Origin of the sequence: Chromohalobacter sp. 48-RD10, assembly GCF_029889785.1 — a bacterium.
In the GTDB taxonomy this organism is placed as follows: Bacteria; Pseudomonadota; Gammaproteobacteria; order Pseudomonadales; family Halomonadaceae; genus Chromohalobacter.
Map to the genome: position 1 here is coordinate 1 of NZ_JARANX010000026.1, position 22,473 is coordinate 22,473.

Consider the following 22,473-nt stretch of genomic DNA (forward strand, 5'->3'; position numbering starts at 1 on the left):
CGGCTGTGTCTCGCACTTGGCCCTGCGCGACGCCTTTCGGCGCGGCAGTCTGGTCCCCATCGCCACGCCGGCACTCGACCTGACGCGCCAGTTCGCCTTCATCTGGCATCGACACAAATATCTGACCACCGCCATGCACGAATTCCTGCGCCTATGCCGCGAGATGACCGCCGGCGTCCAACGCAGCGACGACATCGACCTACCGGCCGTGCCTTAAATCAAAAAAGCCCATCGGCATACGCCGATGGGCCGTGGGCATGGCAACATAGCCCGACATGATCCGGATGCGAAGCGATGTGAACGTTAATGAGTGCCTATCGTTGAAGAACGCCTCCCTTGATTAACGGCACTCATGGAAAAACGTTAAGCGCGATGATTCTTCATATTGGTGCGAGTCTTCACATCAATTGAGAGGCGGACGAAACTTCTCGGCCAACTCCTGCTCGTCAGCACTCGATAGATCCTTGTCCAAGGTATGGATGACGCAGGCCTGAGTCGGCTTGTCGAGTTTCTGACGAACCAGACCCAAGAAATGCGGCGCGGCGGCAATGATGAACTCATCGGCTTTCCCTTGAGTGCGCGCCTGGCGGAGATAGTCGGCGACTTCCTTGGCGAAGAACGCGGCATGCTTTTCCATCGTGGCATCGTCGTTGCCGGACTGATGTGGCGAATGCGATGCCACATCGTCGGCCCCTCCTTTTCCACCCGTACGCAGATCGCCAGTATGCAAACGGCCCTCGGGATGAATCAACGTATCGACTTCACGGACCACGCCGGCTTGATGCGCGAAGACACGCGCACGCGAGGCATTGGCGGTCACGATATAGCGTTTGTCCATGTCTGACTCCTTGATCGGGGGGTTACCGGCATCCCGGGCAACGGCGCCTCCTGCGCCGTTGATATCCGGCCGCCTCTTCGCACGAATGGCGGCCCGTCAAGCATCGAAACACAGCGCATCTCTGTCAACCTCGCGGCAGGCGTCGGCACACCGCGACATCCGCGTGGCATGGCAACGACAGGTTCATGCTTGGCGCAAACCTGCTAACATCGCGTCGCTGGACAGGAGTCACCGGCTACGAGCGCGATCTGCCAGGGAGAGCGACATGCGCGACTTTATCTTGATGCGCCGCCCACTACCGCGACGGACGTTGATCTTTTCTCATTGTATGCTGCAAATCGGCCTGCTGTTGGTCGGCAGCGTGTGGCTATGGCGCCATTCACCGTCAGCAAACGGGTTGTCTTGGCAGGCTAGCTGGCCGATGCTGGCACTCGGCGGAGGCGCGCTGCTGCTCGCCATGGCGTTGGTACGCCTGTTCGCCGAGTTATGGATGGCACCGCATCACATGCAGGCACGCCGAAATGGTCTTGCCCCCGGCGACGTGATGACGCGCGCCATCGACCGGCGCCCGGCCATGCACGACCCAGAACAGGCCTGGATCGGCACGGCGAAACCGCTCGACCCGGACGAAGGCGTGGTAGGCCAGGCGCGCGTAACGCAGCCCCGCCAGTCAACCACCACGAAACGGCAGCCGACCACACCCTCCCAACGTCAGGAACCCAGCCTTTAGCTCTTAGCCATCTCGCTCCCGCTTAGTGGCCGAGAATCTGGCTGAGAAACAGCTTGGTGCGTTCCGAGCGCGGATTATTGAAGAACGTCTCCGGCGGCGCCTCTTCGATGATCTGACCCTGGTCCATGAAGATGACGCGATCAGCCACCGTCTTGGCAAAACCCATCTCGTGCGTGACGCAGAGCATGGTCATGCCTTCGCGGGCCAGTTCGATCATGACATCGAGCACTTCCTTGATCATTTCCGGGTCAAGCGCAGAGGTCGGCTCGTCGAACAGCATCACCTCAGGGCGCATGCACAGCGCCCGCGCAATCGCCACGCGCTGCTGTTGCCCGCCCGATAATTGCCCCGGGTACTTGTACGCCTGATCGGCGATCTGAACGCGCTCCAGATACTCCATCGCGGTCTTTTCGGCTTCGGCTCGCGGCTTTTTCTGCACCCAGGTCTGCGACAGGCAGCAGTTCTCCAGCACGCTGAGATGCGGAAACAGGTTGAAGTGCTGAAACACCATGCCGACGTTACGGCGAATCTGTTCGATACGCTTGACGTCTTGGGTCATGGACATGCCATTGACCACGATCTCGCCTTGCTGATGGCTTTCGAGATGGTTGATGCAGCGAATCAACGTCGACTTGCCGGACCCCGAGGGGCCGCATACGACGATACGCTCGCCGCGCTTTACCGTCAGGTCGATATCGCGCAGCACGTGAAAATCGCCGTACCACTTGTTGAGACCCTTCATCTCGATCATCGGCGTTTCGCCGTGAGAGGTAGCAGTCGCTTGGCTCATGATGCAGTTCCTTGGCGTTATCGTTATTGGTTTAGTCGTTATGATTCAGTCCGTGTGGCCAGTCTGTAGGCGCTTCTCGATGTACTGGCTATAACGCGACATACTGAAACAAAATACCCAGAATACTAGGGCAGCAAACACGTACCCTTCAGTGGCAAAGCCCAGCCAATCACTATCGGTCAGGCCCGCTCGGATGATCGCCAGCAGATCGAACAGCCCGATGATCAAGACCAACGAGGTATCCTTGAACAGCGCAATGAAGGTATTGACGATCCCCGGGATGACCAGCTTCAAGGCCTGAGGCAACACGATCAGCCCCATGCGATGCCAGTACCCGAGCCCCAGCGCCTTACCCGCTTCATCCTGCCCACTGGGAATGGCCTGTAGCCCGCCTCGTATGACTTCCGCCATGTAGGCACTCCAGAACAGCATGATCCCCACCAGCGCACGCAGGAGCTTATCGAACTCGACTTCGGTCGGTACAAACAGCGGTAACATCACCGAGGCCATGAACAGCACGGTGATCAAGGGGACGCCACGCCAAAACTCGATGAAGACGACGCTCACGGCCCTGACCAGCGGCATGTTCGAACGCCGCCCCAAGGCCAGCACGATACCGATCGGTAACGAGCCGACGATACCGATCGTGGCCACGGTCAGGGTCAGCATCAGCCCGCCCCAGTTACGGGTCGAGACGTGCATTAGCCCGAAGTGGCCACCCAGAAGCAAGACATACGCCGCTACCGGAAAGCCGATCACTGCGATGATCGCGGCCCAGCGTTTGCCCGGAATCCTGGGAATCGCTAACCAGGCAAGCAGTCCTGCCATCAACGCAAAGACGATATCCACCCGCCAGCGCGCGGCCTCAGGGTAGAAGCCATAGATGATCGACTCGAACCGTGCGCTGATGAATACCCAGCAGGCGCCTTCGCCACTGCACGCCTGACGCGAGTCGCCAAGCCAGTCGGCCTGTATCAAGGCCCATTGCACTAAAGGCCACAATGCCCATAGCAATACGCTAATGGTGATCACCGATACCACGCTATTGAGGGGACCGTTAAACAGGTTGCGCTGTAGCCACTTCACGACGCCCCGATGCGCATTCGGTGGACGCCGCGCTTCAATCATCACATCACGCATGGATTCACCGGCCATCTCAACGCTCCTTGAGCAACGTACGCGCGTTATAAACATTCATCAGTGCCGATACCACCAGGCTGATCACCAGATACACGGCCATCGTCATGGCCACGATCTCGATGGCCTGCCCGGTCTGATTGAGAGTCGTGCCCGAGAAGACAGCCACCAAGTCGGGATAACCAATCGCCGTGGCCAACGAAGAGTTCTTGATGAGATTCAGATACTGGCTCGTCAGTTGCGGCACGATGACGCGCATCGCCTGGGGAATCACCACCTTGCGCAAGGTAATACCGCCCGGCAGGCTCAGCGCATTGGCCGCCTCGACCTGCCCCCCAGGGACCGACTGGATGCCCGAGCGCACGATCTCGGCGATAAAGGACGCGGTATAAATCGACAATGCCAACCATAAAGCGACCAGCTCGGGCAGGACTCTCACCCCACCGCTGAAGTTGAAGCCTGTCAGCTCGGGAATGGACCATTCGAGCGGCGCCCCCGTGAGCAGGAACACCAATAGCGGCATGCCAATGATCAAGCCCGCGCCCAGCCAATAGATCGGCAAGGCCTTGCCGGTACGAACCTGGCGGCGCTTCGCGCAGATGCCCAGCGCAATCGCCGCCACGATGCCCACAAGCAAGGCCCAAGGCGTCGCCGCGAAACCGCTGAGGGGCTGCGGGTCGGGAATGACCAATCCGCGCACGTTGATAAAGACGATTTCCAGCAGACTGAGACTTTGGCGAGGACTGGGCAGTGCCTGCAGCACCGCGAAATACCAGAACAGGATCTGGACCAGCAGAGGGATGTTACGAAAGATTTCCACATAGGCAGTCGCTAGGCGCGCTAACAACCAGTTCGACGACAGCCTGGCAATCCCCACCGCGAAGCCAATGATCGTCGCCATCACGATACCTAAGGCCGAGACCAGCAAGGTATTGAGCAAACCAACGAAAAAGGTACGCCCATAGGTACTGTCGCCGGAATACTCGATCAACGTCTGCGGAATGGAGAAGCCCGCGCGCTCATCGAGAAAACCAAACCCTGTGGAGATTCCTCTTGCTTCGAGGTTAGCCATCGTATTGACGACGATAAAACCAATTAACGCCGCTAACGCCGCTAATAACACACCTTGTAGTACATAGGCACGAAACGTCGGATTACGCCACAACGCAACCCGATCGCCGGAAGGAGAACGCGACATGTCGATCCTCTAATACGCTGACACAAGAAGACACCCCGCAGGTCATGCGGGGTGCTATCATCGAGTACTTGACAAACCGTATCAGCGGACCGGCGGCGCGTAGAGGATACCACCCTCGTTCCACAGGGCGTTCATACCCCGCTGGATTTTCAGAGGTGAATCCTCACCTACCGTTCTAGAGAAGACTTCTCCGTAGTTGCCGACTTCCTTGATGATGTTGTACGCCCAGTCGTTGGAAAGGCCGAGTTGCTCACCATAGTTGCCGTCCTGACCCAGCAGGCGTGCCACCCCGGGATTGGGCGGGTTATCGCGCATTTCATCGACGTTGTCGCTGTTCACGCCCATCTCTTCGGCGTTGACCATCGCGAAGATGGACCACTGCACGATATCCAGCCACTGATCGTCGCCCTGGCGGACCACCGGTCCCAGCGGCTCCTTGGAAATCAGTGTCTCGAGAATCTCGACACTATCCGGCTCGGGAAGCTGCAAACGCAGTGCACTCAACTGAGAGGTATCGGAGGTCAGCACGTCGCAACGCCCGTGAGCAAACCCTTGGGCGGTCTGATCCGGCGTGTCGAACGTCACGGTATTGATATCGATATCGCGCGAGGGGAAGTAATCGGCCAGGTTCAATTCGTGGGTGGTGCCGGACTGGATACAGATGGAAGCACCATCAAGGTCTTCCAGGCTTTCGATGCCCAGGTCCTTGTTCACCATGAAGCCTTGACCGTCGTAAAACGTCGTCGTGGTGAAGTTCAGGCCGAGGGAGTTGTCACGCGTTGCCGTCCAGGTCGTGTTGCGCGACAGCACGTCGATTTCCCCCGACTGCAGCGCGGTAAAACGCTCCTTCGCGGTCAAGGGTGTAAATTCGACTTTCTCGGGATCGCCAAAGATAGCGGCGGCGATGCCGCGACAGGTTTCCACATCGAGCCCTTGCCACTTGCCATCGGCATCTGGTGCCGAGAATCCCGCCAGCCCGACGTTCACCCCGCAGTTGAGGGAGCCACGTTCCTTTACATCATCGAGCGTCGCCGCTTGGGAGGCCGTTGCCAGTCCTCCCAGCAGTAGTGCGGCGGGGAGGGCAACCATGAACTTGTTGTTGTACAGCATGCAGAAGCTCCTTGCGTTATTGTGATGGCTTGTTCGAGAGCCACTTTCAACATTAGCAAGGAGCCTGCCAATCTAGCCAATATACCTAAGTCACATGCCTTTAGCGTTTTTCACATGTTGCACATCACACCGATAATGCACGACGCATGAACGGCGGCAGTGCCAATGCACCACGATGGGTCTCGACGCTGTAGTACTCGAGCGGGAATTCCACCGCAGCGGCAGCGGTCTCGCGAAAGCGCGTCACGTCGTTACTCTTGCCGGCCAGCGTGACACTCCACCAGCCCGAGGGATAGACCGGCTGCGGAAACGGCAGCGTGGCAACACTATCGAAGCCGGCGCGCTGCATGTCGGCACGCAACTCGCGAATGATCGAGCCCGTGTGATAAAGCGGTGATTCACTCTGCTGCACCAGCACACCACCGTCGGCCAACAGGCGGTGACAACGCGCCAGGAAGTCGGCCTCGAAAAGTCCTTCCGCCGGGCCCACGGGGTCGGTGGAGTCGATAATCATGACGTCGACGCTGCCTGCCGGCGCGTTTTCCACCCATTTGACGCCATCCTCGAACTTGAGCGTGGCACGCGGGTCGTCGTTGGACGCCGTCAGTTCGGGAAAGTAACGCTGCGAGGCCCGGGTAACCTCTTCGTCGATGTCGATCTGCACGACGTCCTCAACGCCCGGATGCTTGAGCACCTCGCACAACGTGCCACAGTCACCGCCGCCGATGATCACCACGCGTTTGGGCGCAGTGTGCGCGAACAGCGCTGGATGCGCGATCATCTCGTGATAGAGGAAGTTGTCGCGCGTGCTGAGCATCACGCAGCCGTCGAGTACCATCAAATTACCGTAGGTCTCGGTGGCGTAGACTTCCAGATGCTGATAGGGGCTTTGTACCTCGTGCAACTTGTCCGTGATCATGAGTGAGAAGGCACTGCCGTGGCTGTCGAACACTTCAGTGAACCAGCCCTGGTCGAGACGCTCGGTCATGGGAACCCTCGTAATCGCTATCGTCAAAGCCCCTTCGAGAGGCCAAAATCGCATTCATGGAAAGTTGCGCAACATAGCCTATCCGCGCGCGACAAGAAAGCGCCTGGGCAGCAGCCAATGACAGGCCCCTACCGCAGCGAGTGCTCCCAGCGTATTGGCCAGCACATCGGCCCAATCGGCACCGCTGCGTCCCGGCACGCCCAGTTGCAAGCCTTCAACGAGGAGACCATAACCGACAGCCAGGCCCAGCGCCGTCACCGCGCGTAGGCCTCCCAGGCGCAGTAGCGCTGCCAGCCCTGCATAGGCGATGAAGTGGTTGAACTTGTCCCAGGGCAGGTCCTGGGGCATCTCCGCGCCGGGCGTCAGACTGCCCCAGGCGATCACGGCAACGCTGACGCCGGCCAGCACCAGGCACGACCAGCGAAGAGAGCGAAGGGAAACAGGCATGGCTTACACTCCTTGTGGCGGATGGCTATGTTATGGCCGGTAGTCATGGACGGCATCCCATCAAGGTGAGCGGCAAGCCCAGCCGCCGACAGGTCGTTTCGTCCAGGTGCAATACCCAGCTCGCACGCGCTTGTTGCGACCAATCGGTCACCGGTGCCAGATGATGGCGCCAGCGTCCGACGACATGATAGACGCCATCGCGCCATCCACGCGGCAACCAACGCAACGCCGCCAGGCCGCGCCAGGGCCACTGAAGTCCTTGGGCCAGACGCCACAACGCGTCGCTGTCGCGATGCAACTCTCCCTCGCGCACCAGCCAGACGCTATCGAGCTGACTCGGGTCAGCTCCGAAGTGTTCGCCCAGACGCCGTGCCGGCGCTTCGTGCAGGCTCGCCAGGTACACCGGCACCCGTGCGTGGCGCAGCACGAAATGCGCCGCGCGCCGACACATCGGGCACTCGGCATCGAGCACGAGCAGCAGCACGCCTTCAGCCATGGTAACGCGGGCTGAACTCATGCAGCGCGTCTATAAAAGCGGCAACATGATCGGGATCAGTAAATTGGCTGACGCCGTGGCCCAGGTTGAAGACATGGCCCGGCCCACTGCCATAGCTGGCCAGAATGCGCGCCACTTCATCGCGAATCGCCTGAGGCGGGGCGAACAGCACGTTGGGGTCGAGATTGCCCTGCAACGCCACGCGGTCACCCACGCGGGCCCGCGCATCGCTCAGTTCGGTGGTCCAGTCCAGGCCCACGGCATCGGCGCCGCTATCAGCGATGGTTTCCAGCCACTGACCGCCCTGCTTGGTGAACAGGACCACCGGCACGTGCCGCCCCTCGTGCTCGCGGATCAGCCCCTCGACGATGCGCGACATGTAAGCCAGAGAGAACTCACGATACGCCGGCGTCGATAGCACCCCACCCCAGGTGTCGAAGATCTGCACGATCTGAGCACCGGCACGGATCTGGGCGTTGAGATAGTCGGTCACCGAACGCGCCAGCTTGTCGAGCAACGCATGCATCGCCGCCGGGTCGCCATACATCAACGCCTTGGCGTGCCGGAAATCTTTGCTCGAGCCGCCTTCGATCATATAGGTGGCCAGTGTCCAGGGACTGCCTGTAAAGCCGATCAGCGGTACGCTACCCGCCAGTTCGTGGCGAATGGTGCGTACCGCGTTCATCACATAGTCAAGGTCGCGCTCGGCATCGGGCACGCGTAGCGCGGCGACATCCTCGGCACTGCGCACCGTCTTGCGAAATTTGGGGCCTTCTCCCGTCTCGAAGTACAGCCCCAGGTCCATGGCATCCGGGATCGTGAGAATATCGGAAAACAGGATCGCCGCATCAAGCGAGTAGCGCTCCAGTGGCTGCATGGTCACCTCGCACGCCAACTCGGCGTTGCGGCACAGGTCCATGAAGCTTCCGGCTTGGCCACGCGTTTCGCGATACTCGGGGAGATAACGGCCCGCCTGGCGCATCATCCACACCGGCGTACGGTCTACCGGTTGGCGCGCCAGGGCACGCAGCAGGCGGTCGTTTTGCAAAGGCATGACGGCTCCATACATCGATTTTGCCCACTATTGTAACGAATACCGCGCTCGGCGACTTGATTCACGGTGACGCATCCCCATTTAGTAGCCTGCTGGCAACGTATTTTCCCGTAGTGACCGCGCACGGCACTCACGGGATGAGCCCCGCGTCACGGCCTGCTAGAATACTCGCCCCGGACGCTTTCCCTTTCCGCACCGTAATGTGCATCACCGAGGTTCATCGTGACGATTCGCTTCATCGCCGCCTCTCAACTGCCTACTCCTTGGGCCACCTTCACCATGCATGGCTTCGAGGACGAGGCGACAGGCAAGGAACATATTGCCTTGACTCTGGGCGATGTCTCGACACCCGAGCCCGTGTTAGGGCGCGTGCACTCGGAGTGCCTGACGGGAGACGCCCTGTTCTCGATGCGCTGCGATTGCGGCTACCAATTGCAGGAGGCGCTCAAGCGCATCGCCGACGAAGGGCGCGGCGTGCTGCTCTACTTACGCCAGGAAGGTCGTGGCATCGGTCTGCTCAACAAGATCCGCGCCTATCATCTCCAGGATCAAGGCTTCGACACCGTGGAGGCCAACGAGCACCTCGGCTTCGGCGCCGACATGCGCCGCTATGACCTCTGTGTGCCCATGCTCGACCACCTGGGCGTACAAGCGCTCAAGTTGATGACTAATAATCCACGCAAGGTCGATGCCCTGACGCGCGATGGCGTGCGTGTCGCAGAGCGTCTGGCGATCACCGCGGGGCGCAACCCCCACAACGAGCAGTACCTGGCCACCAAGGTCGGCAAGCTCGGGCACATGATGGCACTGGACGGCTTTTCCCCCATCCGCAAAGGTGATAAGGAACGCTGACGCTGCCCTTTGACGAACTATACTGATGCGCATGTTGTCTCGATGTCAGCTCGTCGGTATCACGTTCAGGAGTTCATCATGTCACATGAGTCCCCACCCGTTTCGCCCGACCAAGACGCGCCTTTTTCCGGTCTCGAAGAAGTGCTGCATAGCATCAGTCATGGGATCGGCGCCGTGCTCAGCCTCGCTGGCATGGTAGTACTCATCGTTGCAGCCAGCCTGGCGGTCAATGTCGACCCATGGAAAATCGTCAGCGTCAGCCTCTACGGCATCTGTCTATTGCTGCTGTATACGGCCTCGACGTTCTACCATGGGCTGCGCGGCGCGCGCCTCAAGGGCCTATTCCAGGTCTTCGATCACTGCGCGATCTACCTGCTGATCGCCGGCACCTATACGCCGTTCTTGCTGGTCAACCTGCGTGGCCCCTTGGGCTGGGGACTGTTTACAGCTATCTGGAGCCTCGCGCTAGGCGGTATCGTGCTCAAGATCGTCTGGCCGCATCGCTTTGGCATGCTGCGTGTGGGGGTCTACCTGTTGATGGGCTGGATGATCGTGCTGGCTGCCGGCGAACTCGACGCCCGCCTCAATACACCCGGCCTCGCGCTCCTGGTCGCCGGCGGTATTACCTACACGTTAGGCGTGGTGTTCTACGCGATTCGCGCGATTCCCTTCCATCACGCCATCTGGCACCTGTTCGTCTTGGGTGGCAGTGTGTGTCACTACTTCGCCGTCTACACCGCCGTGCTGCCGTTTCAGGCGTAAGCACGGCGGCGCCCTGCCAGGAAATGCGCATGTTCCACTGGTTTGAAAACCGTCTCGCCCCTTTTTCTTCCCAAGCGCCACTACGCCTACCGGCCCTCCACCATCGCCGCCATGTCATTTATTGATCATTCGCGAACATTTACTTGTTGAGGCGAGTACATAATGAATGATCTCTGCGTTTTTGCTCACATCTTCATGGTAAAGAGTTGACATCACCTGGCGTGTGTTACTTTAATAGCACAATACTGTGACTCTAATAACAAAATGGCAAGCCATATGCTGGCGTATGCCGTTCCCTGTATAACAACCCACAATCGAACGTCATCAGGATGCTGATATGACCACTATCATGAGCCTGGTAGGGATGGCGACGCTGATCCTTATCGCTGTGCTGTTTTCCTCCAATCGCAAGTCGATTCGGCTGCGCACGGTCGGCGGCGCGTTCGCCATTCAAGCCGCCATCGGTGCCTTTGTACTTTACATTCCCTTCGGACAAGCCGTTCTGGCAACGATCTCGGAGGGCGTCAGCCAAGTCATCGTATATGCCGACGATGGCATCAACTTCCTGTTTGGCAACCTAGCCGACCCCTCGAGCGTGGGCTTTGTCTTTGCCTTCAAGGTCTTGCCGGTCATAATCTTCTTCTCGTCGCTGATCGCCGTACTCTATCACTTGAAGGTCATGCAATGGGTCATACGTCTGCTCGGCGGCGCCTTGCAGCGTGTGCTGGGAACATCACGGACCGAGTCCATGTCGGCCACCGCCAATATTTTCGTGGGACAGACCGAAGCGCCGCTGGTGATACGTCCCTTCATCAATTCAATGACGCGCTCGGAGCTATTCGCCGTCATGTGTGGAGGCCTGGCGTCGGTGGCAGGGTCGGTGCTCGCGGGTTACGCAGAACTCGGTATCCCCATGGAGTACCTGATCGCAGCCTCTTTCATGGCCGCCCCAGGGGGACTGCTTTTCGCCAAGCTGCTGGTACCGGAAACCGAAACCCCCAATGACAGCATCTCGCGCGCCGAAGAAAAGATCGAGGAAGACGACAAGCCTGCCAACGTGCTCGATGCCGCGGCCACCGGTGCCACCTCGGGTATGATGCTGGCGGCCAACGTCGGCGCCATGCTGCTGGCATTCATCGGCTTGATTGCGCTGATCAACGGCATCCTCGGTGGCGTAGGCGGCTGGTTCGGCATGGACTCGCTGAGTCTGGAGATGATTCTCGGCTGGCTCTTCGCACCGCTGGCCTTTCTGCTGGGCATTCCCTGGAGCGAGGCCACGCTGGCCGGCTCGTTCATCGGCCAGAAGATCGTCGTCAACGAGTTCGTCGCCTTCATCAATCTGGCGCCGTACATCTCCGGCGATACCGTCGTAGCCGCGACTGGCGAGGCCATGTCCAAGCACACCGCCGCCGTCTTGTCCTTCGCGCTATGTGGCTTCGCCAACCTCTCCTCGATCGCTATTCTGCTCGGCGGGCTCGGCCTCATGGCGCCCAACCGGCGCCAGGAAATCGCTCGCTACGGCCTCAAGGCCGTACTCGCCGGGACACTTTCCAACCTGATGTCCGCCACCATTGCAGGGCTTTTCATTAGCTTGGCATAACGCTGCTGGCACTCCACCAAGAGGTCGCTCCGGGCCTGGGTGTATCTCGACTACAACGTAAAAACGCAAAGATGGGAAGAATGACCATGAACAAGATCACAATAAGCAAGTGGGTTGGGGCTTCGTGCTTTGCCACGATGGTAGGGGCTACTCCGGCCATGGCGGCAGATTATTCAGAGGGCATTCACGAAGACGACAACCTCTGGTTGACCTTCAATCTGATGCATAGCGAGGACAACCGCCTACCGTTTCGTAACTCTCAGGATACCTACGTCGAGATGGAATTCGGCGGGCGCTCGGGGATCGTCGATCTCTACGGGTATGTCGACATGTTCGATGCCCTCGACGACAGCAGCGACGATCAGAACGGCGGCGACAACATGTTCATCAAACTCGCGCCACGCTTCTCGCTGGACGCCATGAGCGGTCGCGATCTTTCCGTGGGGCCGGTCAAGGAATGGTACATCGCCACCGTCACGACGATCGGCGACAACGGCCCCGGTGGCGGCCTGTGGGAGCATTACGTGGGCCTCGGCTCGGACGTTGAAGTGCCCTGGTTCGGCGAGATCGGCCTCAATCTCACCGCACGCTACGTGCGCGAGAACTACGGTGGCCCGGATGAGAGCTCATGGGACGGTTTCATGGCCTCTACCGACTGGTTCAAGCCGTTCTACACCTTCTCCAATGGCAGCTATTTATCCTACCAAGGGTATATCGATTATAAATTCGGCGCGGATACCGTCGCTGAACAAGCGGGACGCAGCAGCAACAGCCTGGAGTGGTTCAACGGCCTTTACTATCACACCGATCGCTTCGCCATCGGGTATGGCTTGAAGATCTACAACAACATGGCCTTCTACCGCGACGACACCGATGCTTCCGGCGTCCGCCAGGATACTTCCGGCCCGGGCCATTACTTCAGCATCAACTACAAGTTCTGACCCGCTTGCGTGACCGCCAGCCGGCGGTCACGCCTTGACTCCCCTACGTGTCGGCATGTCAGTTCAAAAGCTTGAGCCCCAGTACGCCGATCACGATCAAAGCAGTGAACGCAATCCGCAACGGATGGCGCGACTCGCCCCAGCACAGCATGCCCAGCAGGGTGCCGCATACGGTGCCCATACCAGTAAACACGGCATAGGCAATACCCAAGTCGATGCCGCGCATGGCCAGTGCCAGAAACCCGAGTGCCGTGCCGAACCCTAGCGTCATGAGCACACCGCCGGCCAGTGCTCGCCCGTGGCTAACGCGAGCAAATCCCACTACGCCGACCACCTCAAAAACACCCGCTCCGAGTAATGCCAACCAATGCCACGTCATGAAGATACTCCTTCGCGACGACGATCAGCGTCCCGGGACGCCCGACCGGCCGCGGGTTCGCCGGCAAACTGCTGCAGACCGATGACGCCGATCAGGATCAGTCCTATACACGCCAGCGATGACCACGAGAAATGCGTGCCGAACAGCCAAGCATCGGCCACCACCGTGCCCGCTGCACCTAACCCCACGAAGACCGTGTACACCGTGCTGGCCGGCAAGAAGCGCACGGCACGCACCGCCAGCAGCAAGCTCATGGCGGCCACGATCACGGTCGCCAGCCACTCGAGAGGGCTACTGGCGAGTTTCAATCCCGTCGCCCAGCCGACTTCGGCCAACGCCGCCAACGTCAGGATCAACCAACGCATCATCATCATGTCCTCCTCGATCGCCGACGCCTCGCGTCTTCCGGAAGCAACGCCGAGTGGCGTCACAAAACTAACTAACGGTCGTTAGTATAAAGTTTACGCCATGACTTGGCAATCGCGTGCCCGAGCCGCGATCATGAAGGCTTCACGCAGGCTCAGGGATTTTTCGTGCATACCCGTGACAAACTCAAACAAACCGGCCTCGCCCTGTTCGCTCAACACGGCTACGAAGGCACCAGTCTGGCGCACATCGCCGCTGAAACGGGCATCAAGAAGCCGTCGATCTACAACCATTTTCCCAACAAGGCGGCGCTTTTCCTGGCGATCTTCGAGGATGTCGAAAGCGGCATCGTCACGCTCATCGACGATAGCCTGACACGTTCCCACGACTTGCCCACGCGTGAACGCCTCCAGCGTCTCATCCGCGCATGCGCCACGTTCATCCGGCGCGAGCATCAGGGTATTTTCTACAAGCGCTATCTGCTCTTTCCGCCTACGGATGTGGCCACCCAGGTCGCCACCATTTCGGATGACAACGAGCGGCGCATCAACGCCCACCTGCACGCGCTCTTCGAGGATGGCCGCCAAGCTGGTGAACTGCGTGCGCTGCCTGAGGCGCAATTCATCGCCGCTTTCTACTGCCTGATGGATGGTCTGTTCGCCGAGAATTTCTACTACGACGCCGATACGTTCGAACAGCGCCTGGAGGGGGCCTGGGCCGTCTTTTGGGCGGGGCTGGAAGCCTGAGCGGGCTCCTCTCGGGGCGTCAGGATCTCGCCTCCGGTTTCCGAAAGGCCTGGTAGCAGTGTTGATTGCGTTCCAGCGCGATCAGGCTGTGCTGATCGAGGCCCGGGATCGTATCAGGATGCAGCGCCTCGAGCGCCGTCACGGCATCGGGCGGTACGGCGTTATAGGGCGGGATATCGTTCCAACCCAGCAGAAGCTGTCCACCCGGCCGCAGGCAGGCCACTGTCGAGGCAAAAGCGGTGTCGATATCACCAGGTGAATCCAGCCCCCAACCCAGCACACCGTTACAGACCACGGCATCCAGGCTGGCGGGGGCAAAGTGCCGTTCCATGGCGGTCATATCGGCGACCACGTGGCGCCGGCTCCCGAAGGGCGATTTGGCGGGATCGACATCCAGCGTCGAGACACGTGCCCGGGTGAAGAATTCGGGGTAGTCTCGCGTGTACCAAGCGCATCCCACCAGCAACACATGGCCAGCGCCGACATCCGCCGCCAGGGAGGGCAGAATGACACCCTCGAGCAACTGACGGTCGCCATAGCGATATCCCACTCGCCAACCCAGCGCATCCAGTGCGCCCAGCAGGTTCGCCACGGCGCGATAGGTCTTCAGTCTCGCTGGCATCCGCATCTCCTGGTATCGCGCCACGCGGGCGCTAGCGCCTTTCAGCGTTGCCAACGATCGATACGTCTGCCAACGCACCGCCAGACTGATGCGCTGGTCAGGCGTTCGCTTCGCGGGACTTCTTGATCAGATCGTAGGCGTTGGAGATTTCCTGGGTACGCGTTTCGGCCATTTCGCGCATGCTTTCAGGCAGGCCCTTGCCGGCGAGCTTGTCCGGGTGATTCTGGCTCATCAGGCGGCGATAGGCCCGCTTGAGCTCGGCATCGCTGGCATCGGCTTCGACGCCCAGCACTCGATAGGCATCGGTCAGCGCCTGCTGCGATGTCGCGCCGCCACTCGCCTGCTGCTGACCGCCACGCAGCATGGCCTCGATCTGTTCGATCTCGGCTTCGCTGCATCCCAGTCCGCGTGCCACGCGCAGCAGCATCTCATGCTCGGCGGGATGCAATTCGCCATCGGCGGCGATGGCCGAGAGCTGGACTTGCAGGAACACCTGCAACAGGGCCCGCTGTCCGCCGGTCACTCGCCGCACCGTGGCCAATTCGGCGTCGAGGTCGAAATCATCGGCCTTGCCACGTTCGAAGGCCGCCTTCGCGCGCTCGCGCTGCTCCTCATTCAAGCGTAAACGCTCAAAAAGCGCCTCGACGACACGCAGCTCGTCGCCGCTGACATGGCCGTCCGCCTTGCAGACGCATCCCATGACCGCAAACGTCGAGTCGAGGAACTGCCCCTGCATTTGCGATAGCTTTGAGACAACCACGCGACGTACCAGTCGGCGCGCCACCCAATACCCCAGGAAGGCACCGATAATCAGTCCCGGTAATTTACCGAACATGAAGCCGAGCCCGGCCCCAATCAAAATGGCGATCAGCATGAAGTTTCCGTCTTGTCGCTAAATGTTAGTCATTGTGGTGTGGCGCACCCCAGCGCTGGCGTACTGCAGTCTCGATGCCCTCGGCGTCGAGACCGCACGCCGTCAGCAATTCGGCGGGCTTGCCGTGCTCGACGAAGGCATCCGGCAGGCCAAGATTCAATATCTCGACCTGGACACCCTCGGCGGCCAAGAGTTCATTGACGCCGCTCCCCGCGCCACCGGCGACGACATTCTCCTCGAGCGTCACCAGTAGCCGGTGCTGGTTCGCCGCCGCGAGTATCGCATCACGGTCCAGCGGTTTCACGCTGCGCATATTGAGGTGCGTGGCGTCGAGATTCTCGGCAACCTCGGCGGCGGAACCGTTCATGCTGCCGAACGCCAGCAGCGCCACGCCGTCCTGCGCGCCGGTACGCCGCGTCTCGGCCTCGCCGATCGGCAACGCCTCGAGGCCGGGCGCGAGCGTCGTCCCCGGCCCGGTGCCGCGCGGATATCGCACCGCCGCCGGTCCTTCGTGATGATAGGCGGCACTCAGCATGGCGCGGCACTCGGCTTCATCGGCAGGCGCCAGTACCACCATACCCGGGATGCAGCGCAGGTACGCGAGATCCAGCGCGCCATGGTGCGTGGGGCCGTCTTCGCCGACTACACCCGCGCGGTCGATAGCGAAGGTGACATCGAGCGCCTGCACCGACACGTCATGGATCAACTGATCATAGCCGCGCTGCAGGAAGGTCGAATAGATCGCCACCACGGGCTTCATGCCCTCGCACGCTATGCCCGCCGCCATCGTCACCGCATGCTGCTCGGCGATCGCCACGTCGTAGTAACGCCCGGGATACTCGCGGGAGAAGCGAATCAGGTCGGAGCCCTCGCGCATCGCCGGCGTGATGCCGATCAAGCGCGCATCTTCCGCCGCCATGTCGCAGATCCACTCGCCGAAGACATTGCAATACTTGCGTGGTTTGGGCTTGGGCTCGGCTTCAGGCTCGGGCGTGGCCTCATTGGGCGAACGCGGCTCTTTCTTGGGCGGCGGCTCGCTGGCGGTTTTCTCGAGCTTGGTGATGGCATGGTAGCCGATGGGATCGGCCTCGGCGGGACGAAAGCCGCCTCCCTTGCAGGTCTTGATATGCAGGAACTGCGGTCCCTCGAGATTTGCCATGCTGCCGAGTGTCTGCACCAGGCTCGGCAAATCGTGGCCGTCGATGGGGCCGATGTAGTTGAAGCCCATCTCTTCGAACAAGGTCGCCGGACTGACCATGCCCTTGACGTGCTCCTCGGTGCGGCGCGCCAGCTCCAGCGCGCCCGGCAGGTGCGAAAGCACGCGCTTGCTGTTCTCGCGCATCACCGTATACGGCTTGCTGACCAGGATGCGTGCCAGATAACTGGCCATGCCGCCGACGTTCTCGGAAATCGACATTTCATTGTCGTTGAGAATCACCAGCATATTGGCATCGACATGCCCAGCATGCGCCAGCGCTTCGAACGACATGCCAGCGCTCAAGGCGCCATCGCCGATGACCGCACAGACACGGCGCTTCTCACCTTTGGTTCGCGCCGCCAACGCCATGCCCAGCGCCGCCGAAATCGAGGTGCTCGAGTGGCCGACACCGAAGGTGTCGTAGGGTGACTCATCGCGCTTGGGAAACGCCGCCAACCCGCCGAACTGGCGGATGGTCGACATCTGCTCGCGACGCCCGGTGAGAATCTTGTGCGGATAGGCCTGGTGGCCGACGTCCCAGACCAGACGATCATGCGGTGTGTCGAGAATATGGTGCAAGGCGACGGTCAACTCGACCACGCCCAGCCCCGCACCGAAGTGGCCACCGGTACAGCCGACACTATAGAGCAGGTAGGCACGCAGTTCGTCGGCCAGTTCTCGCAACTGCGCCGCCTTGAAATCGTGTAACGCCGCCGGAGACTCGAGGGTATCGAGCAACGGCGTTGCCGGACGTTCGGCAGGAATCTCGTCGAACAGCTTCATAAGCGTCTTCTACAACCGATCAGTGATCGCGGTCGATCATATGGCGGGCCAGGTCGGCCAGAGGAAAGGCTTGCTCGCCCAGGGGCACCAGAGCGTCCAGCGCCTCATCGAGCAGGCCGTGTGCCTTGGCACGGGCACCTTCCAGGCCGAGCAAAGCCGGATAAGTAGGTTTGGCACGTGCCGCATCGGCACCAGTCGCCTTGCCCAGAGTCGCGGCGTCGCCAGCGACATCGAGGATGTCATCCTGAATCTGGAACGCCAACCCGATAGCGGCAGCGTAGGCATCCAGGGCCGCCACGCGAGAGTCATCTTCGTCGACGGCCGCCAGGGCGCCAAGCCGCACGGCGGCACGGATCAGAGCGCCGGTCTTATAGCCGTGCATGGTGGCCAGGGCATCGACGTCCAGGCGTCCTCCCACGGCGGAAAGATCCAGCGCTTGTCCGGCGGCCATGCCTTCGCGCCCGGCGGCGTTAGCCAGCACACGTACCATCGCTCCCAAACGTGGGGAACGATCCTCGCCAAGCACTTCGAAGGCCAGCGTTTGCAACGCATCGCCGGTCAGGATGGCCATTGCCTCGTTATAGACACGATGCACGGTGGGACGTCCGCGACGCATATCGTCGTTGTCCATGGCGGGCAAATCATCGTGGATCAACGAGTATGCATGGATCAGTTCGATGGCAGCCGCAGGCGCATCCAGCGCCGTGTCCTCGGCGCCCAGTGCGCGTCCGGTGGCATACACCAGCACCGGGCGCAGGCGCTTGCCGCCACCCAGTACGCCATAGCGCATGGCGGCATCGAGATCGCCAGCGACCGGCGTCGCGCGCTCGAAGACCTGCGCCAGCACCTGCTCGATCCGCGCCTGCGCCGTGGTGATGATGTCGCGCTCGGCCAGGGGTTCAACGCTCACCATCGACCTCCCCGGCATCGAAGGGTGTCTCGTGGAAGCTGCCGTCGGGTTGCTCCAGCAATGCCTTGACGCGCAACTCGGCGTTTTCCAGGCGTTGCTGGGCGTCGCGAGTCAGATGCACACCGCGTTCGAACGCCACCAACGACGCTTCCAGAGAAAGCTCACCCGACTCCAGTTGAGCAACCAGCGATTCCAGACGCGCCAACGTGGCCGCGAAATCCTCCGGGTCGGCGTCCTGAACATCCGTTTCGTCGGGCTGGGCGACATCACCAACCGATGCATCCTTTTCCACCATGGCGCTTCTCGCTCATCCGTGCGGACCGATGCCACGGTCCGGCTTACCAAGAGTTGGGTTCATAGTATACACCCAAGCCCCGGGGATGCGTCTGCCCCGGCGTAGCCGCAAGCACCACCGGTGCAAACGCATTCATTCACAAGGTGCAGCGAATTCATCCTCAAACAGGCCGCCTGTGCTACGATATGGCCCCTGTCGTTGGGCGGTCGCCTCCCCTTTTTCTTGCCTCGGGGCCTCGGATCGCTCGCTTGGACAGGCCACCACCATACCGATAGATAAACGTCGCATCAGTCGACGAAAGGGTTGAACCGACAATGGCCAAGACGTCTCTGGACAAGAGCAAGATCAAGATTCTGCTGCTCGAGGGCATTCATCAGTCCGCCGTGGACAACCTCCTGAATGCCGGTTACACCAACATCGAAACGCTCTCCACTTCCTTGTCCGAGGACGAGCTGGTCGAGAAGATCCGCGACGTCCACTTCATCGGTCTGCGCTCGCGCACGCAACTCACCGAGCGTGTGTTCGCCGCCGCCGAGAGGCTGACCGCCGTGGGCTGCTTCTGCATCGGCACCAACCAGGTCAATCTCAACGCAGCGCTCGAACGTGGCATTCCAGTCTTCAACGCACCGTATTCCAATACCCGCTCGGTAGCTGAGCTGGTCCTCGCCGAAGCCATCATGCTGCTGCGCGGCATCCCCGAGAAATCCACCCGCGCGCATCAGGGCGGCTGGTTGAAGTCGGCCAAGAATGCCCATGAAGCGCGCGGCAAGACGCTGGGGATCATCGGTTATGGCAGCATCGGCGCCCAGCTCTCGGTGCTCGCCGAATCACTCGGCTTCGACGTCCTGTATTACGACGTCATCACCAAGCTGGCCATGGGCAATGCGCGTCAGGTGGGCTCACTAGAGGAACTGCTGGCACGCGCCGACGTCGTCAGCCTGCACGTGCCCGATGTGCCGTCCACGCGCTGGATGATCGGCCGTGACCAGTTGGCGCTGATGAAGCAGAGCGCCATCTTCATCAACGCCTCGCGCGGCACCGTGGTGGATATCGAGGCGCTGTCCGACGTGCTCGAGAGCGGCAAGCTGCTCGGCGCAGCCATCGACGTCTTCCCCGTCGAACCCAAGGGCACCCACGATGAATTCGTCTCTCCGTTACGCGGCAAGGACAACGTCATCCTAACCCCGCATATCGGCGGCTCGACCCTGGAAGCCCAGGAAAACATCGGCATCGAGGTTTCCGAGAAGCTGATCACTTACTCCGACAACGGCACCACCATCACTTCGGTCAACTTCCCCGAAGTCGCGCTGCCTGCCCATCCGGACAAGCACCGCCTGTTGCACATTCACGAGAACGTGCCGGGCGTGATGTCCGAGATCAACAAGGTACTCGGCGATGAGGGCATCAATATCTCGGCGCAGTACCTGCAGACCAATAGCGGCGTCGGCTACGTGGTCATCGATGTCGACAAGGCCTACGGCCCCAAGGCACTGGAAGCGCTCAAGCGCGTCAACCACACGCTGCGCCTGCGCGTGCTCTACTCCGAGAGCAACTTCGAAGCGTAACGACACGGCGCACTGGTAGCCCAACGCAAAACGGCCCCTCAATGAGGGGCCGTGGCGTTTGTGGCCTGCTAGATTCAGCGATTTCCCTATCACGGCGTCTCGTCGGAACGCGACACATCCGCCGGGTTGCTGGTCGGTCCGCTCTGAGGCACGCCCTTCTTGACCTCACGATGGCCGTCGCTATGGGTATTGACCGTGCAGCCAGTGAGCCCCGCCAGCAGCAGCGCGGTTCCCATCACCGCAAATAAATAACGCATAGGTTCCCTCGCTTTCTGATTATCGATCCACTTATCCACTGGCCGAAGCGACGCACCAGTGAGCGAATGTCGCGACGCGTTTAGAATGCGACTTCCATACCAGCATAGACGGTCCGCCCCGAGGCCGGCTCGAAATAACGGTCGTTGTTGGCATTGATTCGCACATTGGCAAAGTGCTCGCGGTCGAAGAGGTTGCGCATGCCGACGTACCCTTTGAGCAAGGTATCGCCGCCCAGGTGCCAGCCATCGCCGACGCGCAGGTTGACCAACCAATAGTCATCGACCTCCACCTCGTTGGCGTCGTCCGCTACCATATCGCCGATATATTGCGTCTCGAGCGTCGCGAAGCGCTCGTCGAGACCCTGCCAAGAGAGCTGGTTCACCCAGGTTTGCTCCGGCAGGCCGGGAATACGGTTCCCGCCGTAATGGTCTCCCTGAACGCCATACTCATCGAACTCGTACTTGGCCAGCGTTAGGGCACTATCGAGGTGCCAGCTTGGCGTCATCTGCCAGCCCAGCGCCAGCTCGACACCATCACGCGAGGTATCGCCCGCATTGCGATAGTAGGTGCGATCATTCGGATCCCCTTCAATCTTATAGGGGACAAGCTCATTTCGCGTCCGAATCGAGAACAGTGCTAAATCATAGTCCACGCCACTGTCGAAATTGCCCCGCAATCCGATTTCACGACTCAAAGCCTTTTGGGGCTCGACGCTCGGATTAAAGCCACCCGCTTCGGAAGGATTGGCAAATTCAGAGAATGTAGGTGTTTCAAAAGATGTGCTGATGTTGGCATAAACCTGATGTGTCGGCAGATACCGGTAGCTCAAGCCGGCCGAGCCGCTCCATTCACGGTAGTTTTTCTGCCCACTGTCATCGCCGTTGTCCGGTGTAATGAAGTCATCATCAATGTCCATTTTAACATGGTCGTAGCGCGCCCCTAGCGACAGCGTCAGCTTGTCGGTGAGATCCAGATCACCCTGGGCGAAAATACCTACAGAGGTGGCATTTTGAGTCTCGTCGGCGACTTCACCGCTGACTGTGCCATCGAACTCGACGTTACGCCGCCAGCGATCGTCCTCTTGACGCGCCACATCGACTCCGACCACATAGCGCAGCGGCAGCTCGCCGAGGATCAGGTCCTGATGATACTCAGCACTGCCACCGTAATAGTCACGCTTGTAGCCAAGGAGACTGTCGCCGGGATAGGGCAATTGCTGTTCGAAATCACGCTGAATATAGAAGCCTTTGATGTACAACTCGCCCGGCCCGGCGGATAGATCCTCGTACTGCAGTCCCAGCACTTGTTGGTCGACGTTCTGGCCTGTGTCATATTCCTCGGTGAAGTCGCCGGCCTGACTGCGGTCGGCGTCGACCTGTTCGCGTGTCAGCCCACCCGGGTCCTCGGAGCGTGGGTTGTCCAACAAGTTGACGATGGCCGTCAGCGCGCGGTCGTTGCCCAGCTCGCGACGCACCTTGGCGTTGAGGTGATACTTCTCAACCTGGCTCTGATCGCGATAACCGTCGAAATTAAG

At 60.5% G+C, this 22,473-nt stretch carries 26 protein-coding genes; 8 read left to right on the forward strand and 18 right to left on the reverse strand.

What is annotated here, in order from left to right; genetic code table 11:
* Window positions 1-217, forward strand: a 217-nt coding sequence (locus OP496_RS15185; protein ID WP_280564597.1) for a LysR substrate-binding domain-containing protein, incomplete at its 5' end; no start/stop codon positions are given.
* A 186-nt stretch (window positions 218-403) separates the two neighbouring features.
* On the opposite strand, the gene OP496_RS15190 is transcribed toward OP496_RS15185, so the two are convergent.
* Window positions 404-838: a host attachment protein gene (locus tag OP496_RS15190; protein ID WP_280564598.1), complete on the reverse strand. Its 435-nt coding sequence runs from the start codon at window positions 836-838 to the stop codon at window positions 404-406.
* Between the two features lie 265 nt (window positions 839-1,103).
* On the opposite strand from OP496_RS15190, the gene OP496_RS15195 reads away from it, so the two are divergent.
* Window positions 1,104-1,568 carry a hypothetical protein gene (locus OP496_RS15195; protein WP_280564599.1) on the forward strand — a complete coding sequence of 155 codons (465 nt, stop codon included), beginning with the start codon at window positions 1,104-1,106 and terminating at the stop codon, window positions 1,566-1,568.
* Window positions 1,569-1,590: 22 nt separating this feature from the next.
* Here OP496_RS15195 and OP496_RS15200 read toward each other — a convergent pair whose 3' ends face one another.
* From OP496_RS15200 to hemE, 8 genes are all read right to left on the reverse strand, one after another.
* Window positions 1,591-2,358, reverse strand: coding sequence for an amino acid ABC transporter ATP-binding protein (locus tag OP496_RS15200; protein ID WP_280564600.1), 768 nt, complete (start codon window positions 2,356-2,358; stop codon window positions 1,591-1,593).
* 45 nt (window positions 2,359-2,403) lie between these two features.
* Window positions 2,404-3,513, reverse strand: a complete 1,110-nt coding sequence (locus OP496_RS15205; RefSeq protein WP_280564601.1) for an amino acid ABC transporter permease — start codon at window positions 3,511-3,513, stop codon at window positions 2,404-2,406.
* A 1-nt stretch (window position 3,514) separates the two neighbouring features.
* Window positions 3,515-4,693, reverse strand: a complete 1,179-nt coding sequence (locus tag OP496_RS15210) for an amino acid ABC transporter permease (protein WP_280564602.1) — start codon at window positions 4,691-4,693, stop codon at window positions 3,515-3,517.
* An 81-nt stretch (window positions 4,694-4,774) separates the two neighbouring features.
* Window positions 4,775-5,803 (reverse strand): amino acid ABC transporter substrate-binding protein, encoded by a 1,029-nt coding sequence (locus OP496_RS15215; RefSeq protein WP_280564603.1) that lies wholly within the window; start codon window positions 5,801-5,803, stop codon window positions 4,775-4,777.
* 124 nt (window positions 5,804-5,927) lie between these two features.
* Window positions 5,928-6,791: a polyamine aminopropyltransferase gene (speE, locus tag OP496_RS15220; RefSeq protein ID WP_280564604.1), complete on the reverse strand. Its 864-nt coding sequence runs from the start codon at window positions 6,789-6,791 to the stop codon at window positions 5,928-5,930.
* A gap of 78 nt (window positions 6,792-6,869) precedes the next feature.
* On the reverse strand, window positions 6,870-7,238 hold the full coding sequence (locus tag OP496_RS15225) for a VanZ family protein (RefSeq protein WP_280564605.1): 369 nt from the start codon (window positions 7,236-7,238) through the stop codon (window positions 6,870-6,872).
* Window positions 7,239-7,281: 43 nt separating this feature from the next.
* Window positions 7,282-7,755 (reverse strand): DUF393 domain-containing protein, encoded by a 474-nt coding sequence (locus tag OP496_RS15230; RefSeq protein WP_280564606.1) that lies wholly within the window; start codon window positions 7,753-7,755, stop codon window positions 7,282-7,284.
* Window positions 7,727-8,788, reverse strand: a complete 1,062-nt coding sequence (gene hemE / locus OP496_RS15235; protein ID WP_280564607.1) for a uroporphyrinogen decarboxylase — start codon at window positions 8,786-8,788, stop codon at window positions 7,727-7,729. Before hemE ends, OP496_RS15230 begins: the two co-directional genes overlap by 29 nt.
* A 222-nt stretch (window positions 8,789-9,010) precedes the next feature.
* On the opposite strand from hemE, the gene ribA reads away from it, so the two are divergent.
* The 4 genes from ribA to OP496_RS15255 all read left to right on the forward strand — a co-directional run bounded on the left by ribA (window position 9,011) and on the right by OP496_RS15255 (window position 12,943).
* Window positions 9,011-9,640 carry a GTP cyclohydrolase II gene (gene ribA / locus OP496_RS15240; RefSeq protein WP_280564608.1) on the forward strand — a complete coding sequence of 210 codons (630 nt, stop codon included), beginning with the start codon at window positions 9,011-9,013 and terminating at the stop codon, window positions 9,638-9,640.
* A gap of 78 nt (window positions 9,641-9,718) precedes the next feature.
* Window positions 9,719-10,402: a hemolysin III family protein gene (locus OP496_RS15245; protein WP_280564609.1), complete on the forward strand. Its 684-nt coding sequence runs from the start codon at window positions 9,719-9,721 to the stop codon at window positions 10,400-10,402.
* A 337-nt stretch (window positions 10,403-10,739) separates the two neighbouring features.
* The gene (locus tag OP496_RS15250; protein ID WP_280564610.1) at window positions 10,740-12,002 is read left to right on the forward strand and encodes a NupC/NupG family nucleoside CNT transporter; all 1,263 of its coding nucleotides are present in this window, start codon (window positions 10,740-10,742) and stop codon (window positions 12,000-12,002) included.
* Between the two features lie 158 nt (window positions 12,003-12,160).
* Window positions 12,161-12,943 carry an outer membrane protein OmpK gene (locus OP496_RS15255; RefSeq protein WP_280564611.1) on the forward strand — a complete coding sequence of 261 codons (783 nt, stop codon included), beginning with the start codon at window positions 12,161-12,163 and terminating at the stop codon, window positions 12,941-12,943.
* Window positions 12,944-13,001: 58 nt separating this feature from the next.
* On the opposite strand, the gene OP496_RS15260 is transcribed toward OP496_RS15255, so the two are convergent.
* Entirely contained in the window at window positions 13,002-13,322 is a 321-nt protein-coding gene (locus tag OP496_RS15260; RefSeq protein WP_280564612.1) for an SMR family transporter, read from the reverse strand.
* Window positions 13,319-13,693: an SMR family transporter gene (locus OP496_RS15265; protein WP_280564613.1), complete on the reverse strand. Its 375-nt coding sequence runs from the start codon at window positions 13,691-13,693 to the stop codon at window positions 13,319-13,321. The genes OP496_RS15260 and OP496_RS15265 overlap by 4 nt, the downstream gene beginning before the upstream one ends.
* 162 nt (window positions 13,694-13,855) lie before the next feature.
* Between OP496_RS15265 and OP496_RS15270 the strand changes: the two genes are divergently transcribed.
* Window positions 13,856-14,434 (forward strand): TetR/AcrR family transcriptional regulator, encoded by a 579-nt coding sequence (locus OP496_RS15270; protein WP_280564614.1) that lies wholly within the window; start codon window positions 13,856-13,858, stop codon window positions 14,432-14,434.
* A gap of 19 nt (window positions 14,435-14,453) precedes the next feature.
* On the opposite strand, the gene OP496_RS15275 is transcribed toward OP496_RS15270, so the two are convergent.
* The 5 genes from OP496_RS15275 to OP496_RS15295 form a co-directional block, all read right to left on the reverse strand.
* Complete coding sequence (locus OP496_RS15275) at window positions 14,454-15,056, reverse strand: class I SAM-dependent methyltransferase (protein ID WP_280564615.1); 603 nt, start codon at window positions 15,054-15,056, stop codon at window positions 14,454-14,456.
* 97 nt (window positions 15,057-15,153) lie between these two features.
* The gene (gene djlA, locus OP496_RS15280; RefSeq protein WP_280564616.1) at window positions 15,154-15,930 is read right to left on the reverse strand and encodes a co-chaperone DjlA; all 777 of its coding nucleotides are present in this window, start codon (window positions 15,928-15,930) and stop codon (window positions 15,154-15,156) included.
* A 25-nt stretch (window positions 15,931-15,955) separates the two neighbouring features.
* Complete coding sequence (gene dxs / locus OP496_RS15285) at window positions 15,956-17,911, reverse strand: 1-deoxy-D-xylulose-5-phosphate synthase (RefSeq protein WP_280564617.1); 1,956 nt, start codon at window positions 17,909-17,911, stop codon at window positions 15,956-15,958.
* A 19-nt stretch (window positions 17,912-17,930) separates the two neighbouring features.
* Window positions 17,931-18,824, reverse strand: coding sequence for a (2E,6E)-farnesyl diphosphate synthase (ispA, locus tag OP496_RS15290; protein ID WP_280564618.1), 894 nt, complete (start codon window positions 18,822-18,824; stop codon window positions 17,931-17,933).
* Window positions 18,811-19,116 (reverse strand): exodeoxyribonuclease VII small subunit, encoded by a 306-nt coding sequence (locus OP496_RS15295; protein ID WP_280564619.1) that lies wholly within the window; start codon window positions 19,114-19,116, stop codon window positions 18,811-18,813. The genes ispA and OP496_RS15295 overlap by 14 nt, the downstream gene beginning before the upstream one ends.
* A gap of 314 nt (window positions 19,117-19,430) precedes the next feature.
* On the opposite strand from OP496_RS15295, the gene serA reads away from it, so the two are divergent.
* Window positions 19,431-20,681, forward strand: coding sequence for a phosphoglycerate dehydrogenase (gene serA, locus OP496_RS15300; RefSeq protein WP_280564621.1), 1,251 nt, complete (start codon window positions 19,431-19,433; stop codon window positions 20,679-20,681).
* An 89-nt stretch (window positions 20,682-20,770) separates the two neighbouring features.
* Here the strand turns inward: serA and OP496_RS15305 are convergent, their stop codons facing one another.
* Window positions 20,771-20,938 carry a hypothetical protein gene (locus OP496_RS15305; protein WP_280564623.1) on the reverse strand — a complete coding sequence of 56 codons (168 nt, stop codon included), beginning with the start codon at window positions 20,936-20,938 and terminating at the stop codon, window positions 20,771-20,773.
* An 80-nt stretch (window positions 20,939-21,018) separates the two neighbouring features.
* On the reverse strand, window positions 21,019-22,473 hold a 1,455-nt coding region (locus tag OP496_RS15310), incomplete at its 5' end, for a TonB-dependent receptor (protein ID WP_280564625.1).

What these genes read in the sequence shown, in the direction of transcription:
- OP496_RS15190 (WP_280564598.1), bottom strand. Translation starts at nt 838, where the DNA reads ATGGACAAACGCTATATCGTGACCGCCAATGCCTCGCGTGCGCGTGTC.
- OP496_RS15195 (WP_280564599.1), top strand. Translation starts at nt 1,104, where the DNA reads ATGCGCGACTTTATCTTGATGCGCCGCCCACTACCGCGACGGACGTTG.
- OP496_RS15200 (WP_280564600.1), bottom strand. Translation starts at nt 2,358, where the DNA reads ATGAGCCAAGCGACTGCTACCTCTCACGGCGAAACGCCGATGATCGAG.
- OP496_RS15205 (WP_280564601.1), bottom strand. Translation starts at nt 3,513, where the DNA reads ATGGCCGGTGAATCCATGCGTGATGTGATGATTGAAGCGCGGCGTCCA.
- OP496_RS15210 (WP_280564602.1), bottom strand. Translation starts at nt 4,693, where the DNA reads ATGTCGCGTTCTCCTTCCGGCGATCGGGTTGCGTTGTGGCGTAATCCG.
- OP496_RS15215 (WP_280564603.1), bottom strand. Translation starts at nt 5,803, where the DNA reads ATGCTGTACAACAACAAGTTCATGGTTGCCCTCCCCGCCGCACTACTG.
- speE (WP_280564604.1), bottom strand. Translation starts at nt 6,791, where the DNA reads ATGACCGAGCGTCTCGACCAGGGCTGGTTCACTGAAGTGTTCGACAGC.
- OP496_RS15225 (WP_280564605.1), bottom strand. Translation starts at nt 7,238, where the DNA reads ATGCCTGTTTCCCTTCGCTCTCTTCGCTGGTCGTGCCTGGTGCTGGCC.
- OP496_RS15230 (WP_280564606.1), bottom strand. Translation starts at nt 7,755, where the DNA reads ATGAGTTCAGCCCGCGTTACCATGGCTGAAGGCGTGCTGCTGCTCGTG.
- hemE (WP_280564607.1), bottom strand. Translation starts at nt 8,788, where the DNA reads ATGCCTTTGCAAAACGACCGCCTGCTGCGTGCCCTGGCGCGCCAACCG.
- OP496_RS15245 (WP_280564609.1), top strand. Translation starts at nt 9,719, where the DNA reads ATGTCACATGAGTCCCCACCCGTTTCGCCCGACCAAGACGCGCCTTTT.
- OP496_RS15250 (WP_280564610.1), top strand. Translation starts at nt 10,740, where the DNA reads ATGACCACTATCATGAGCCTGGTAGGGATGGCGACGCTGATCCTTATC.
- OP496_RS15255 (WP_280564611.1), top strand. Translation starts at nt 12,161, where the DNA reads ATGGCGGCAGATTATTCAGAGGGCATTCACGAAGACGACAACCTCTGG.
- OP496_RS15260 (WP_280564612.1), bottom strand. Translation starts at nt 13,322, where the DNA reads ATGACGTGGCATTGGTTGGCATTACTCGGAGCGGGTGTTTTTGAGGTG.
- OP496_RS15265 (WP_280564613.1), bottom strand. Translation starts at nt 13,693, where the DNA reads ATGATGATGCGTTGGTTGATCCTGACGTTGGCGGCGTTGGCCGAAGTC.
- OP496_RS15275 (WP_280564615.1), bottom strand. Translation starts at nt 15,056, where the DNA reads ATGCCAGCGAGACTGAAGACCTATCGCGCCGTGGCGAACCTGCTGGGC.
- djlA (WP_280564616.1), bottom strand. Translation starts at nt 15,930, where the DNA reads ATGCTGATCGCCATTTTGATTGGGGCCGGGCTCGGCTTCATGTTCGGT.
- dxs (WP_280564617.1), bottom strand. Translation starts at nt 17,911, where the DNA reads ATGAAGCTGTTCGACGAGATTCCTGCCGAACGTCCGGCAACGCCGTTG.
- ispA (WP_280564618.1), bottom strand. Translation starts at nt 18,824, where the DNA reads ATGGTGAGCGTTGAACCCCTGGCCGAGCGCGACATCATCACCACGGCG.
- OP496_RS15295 (WP_280564619.1), bottom strand. Translation starts at nt 19,116, where the DNA reads ATGGTGGAAAAGGATGCATCGGTTGGTGATGTCGCCCAGCCCGACGAA.
- serA (WP_280564621.1), top strand. Translation starts at nt 19,431, where the DNA reads ATGGCCAAGACGTCTCTGGACAAGAGCAAGATCAAGATTCTGCTGCTC.
- OP496_RS15305 (WP_280564623.1), bottom strand. Translation starts at nt 20,938, where the DNA reads ATGCGTTATTTATTTGCGGTGATGGGAACCGCGCTGCTGCTGGCGGGG.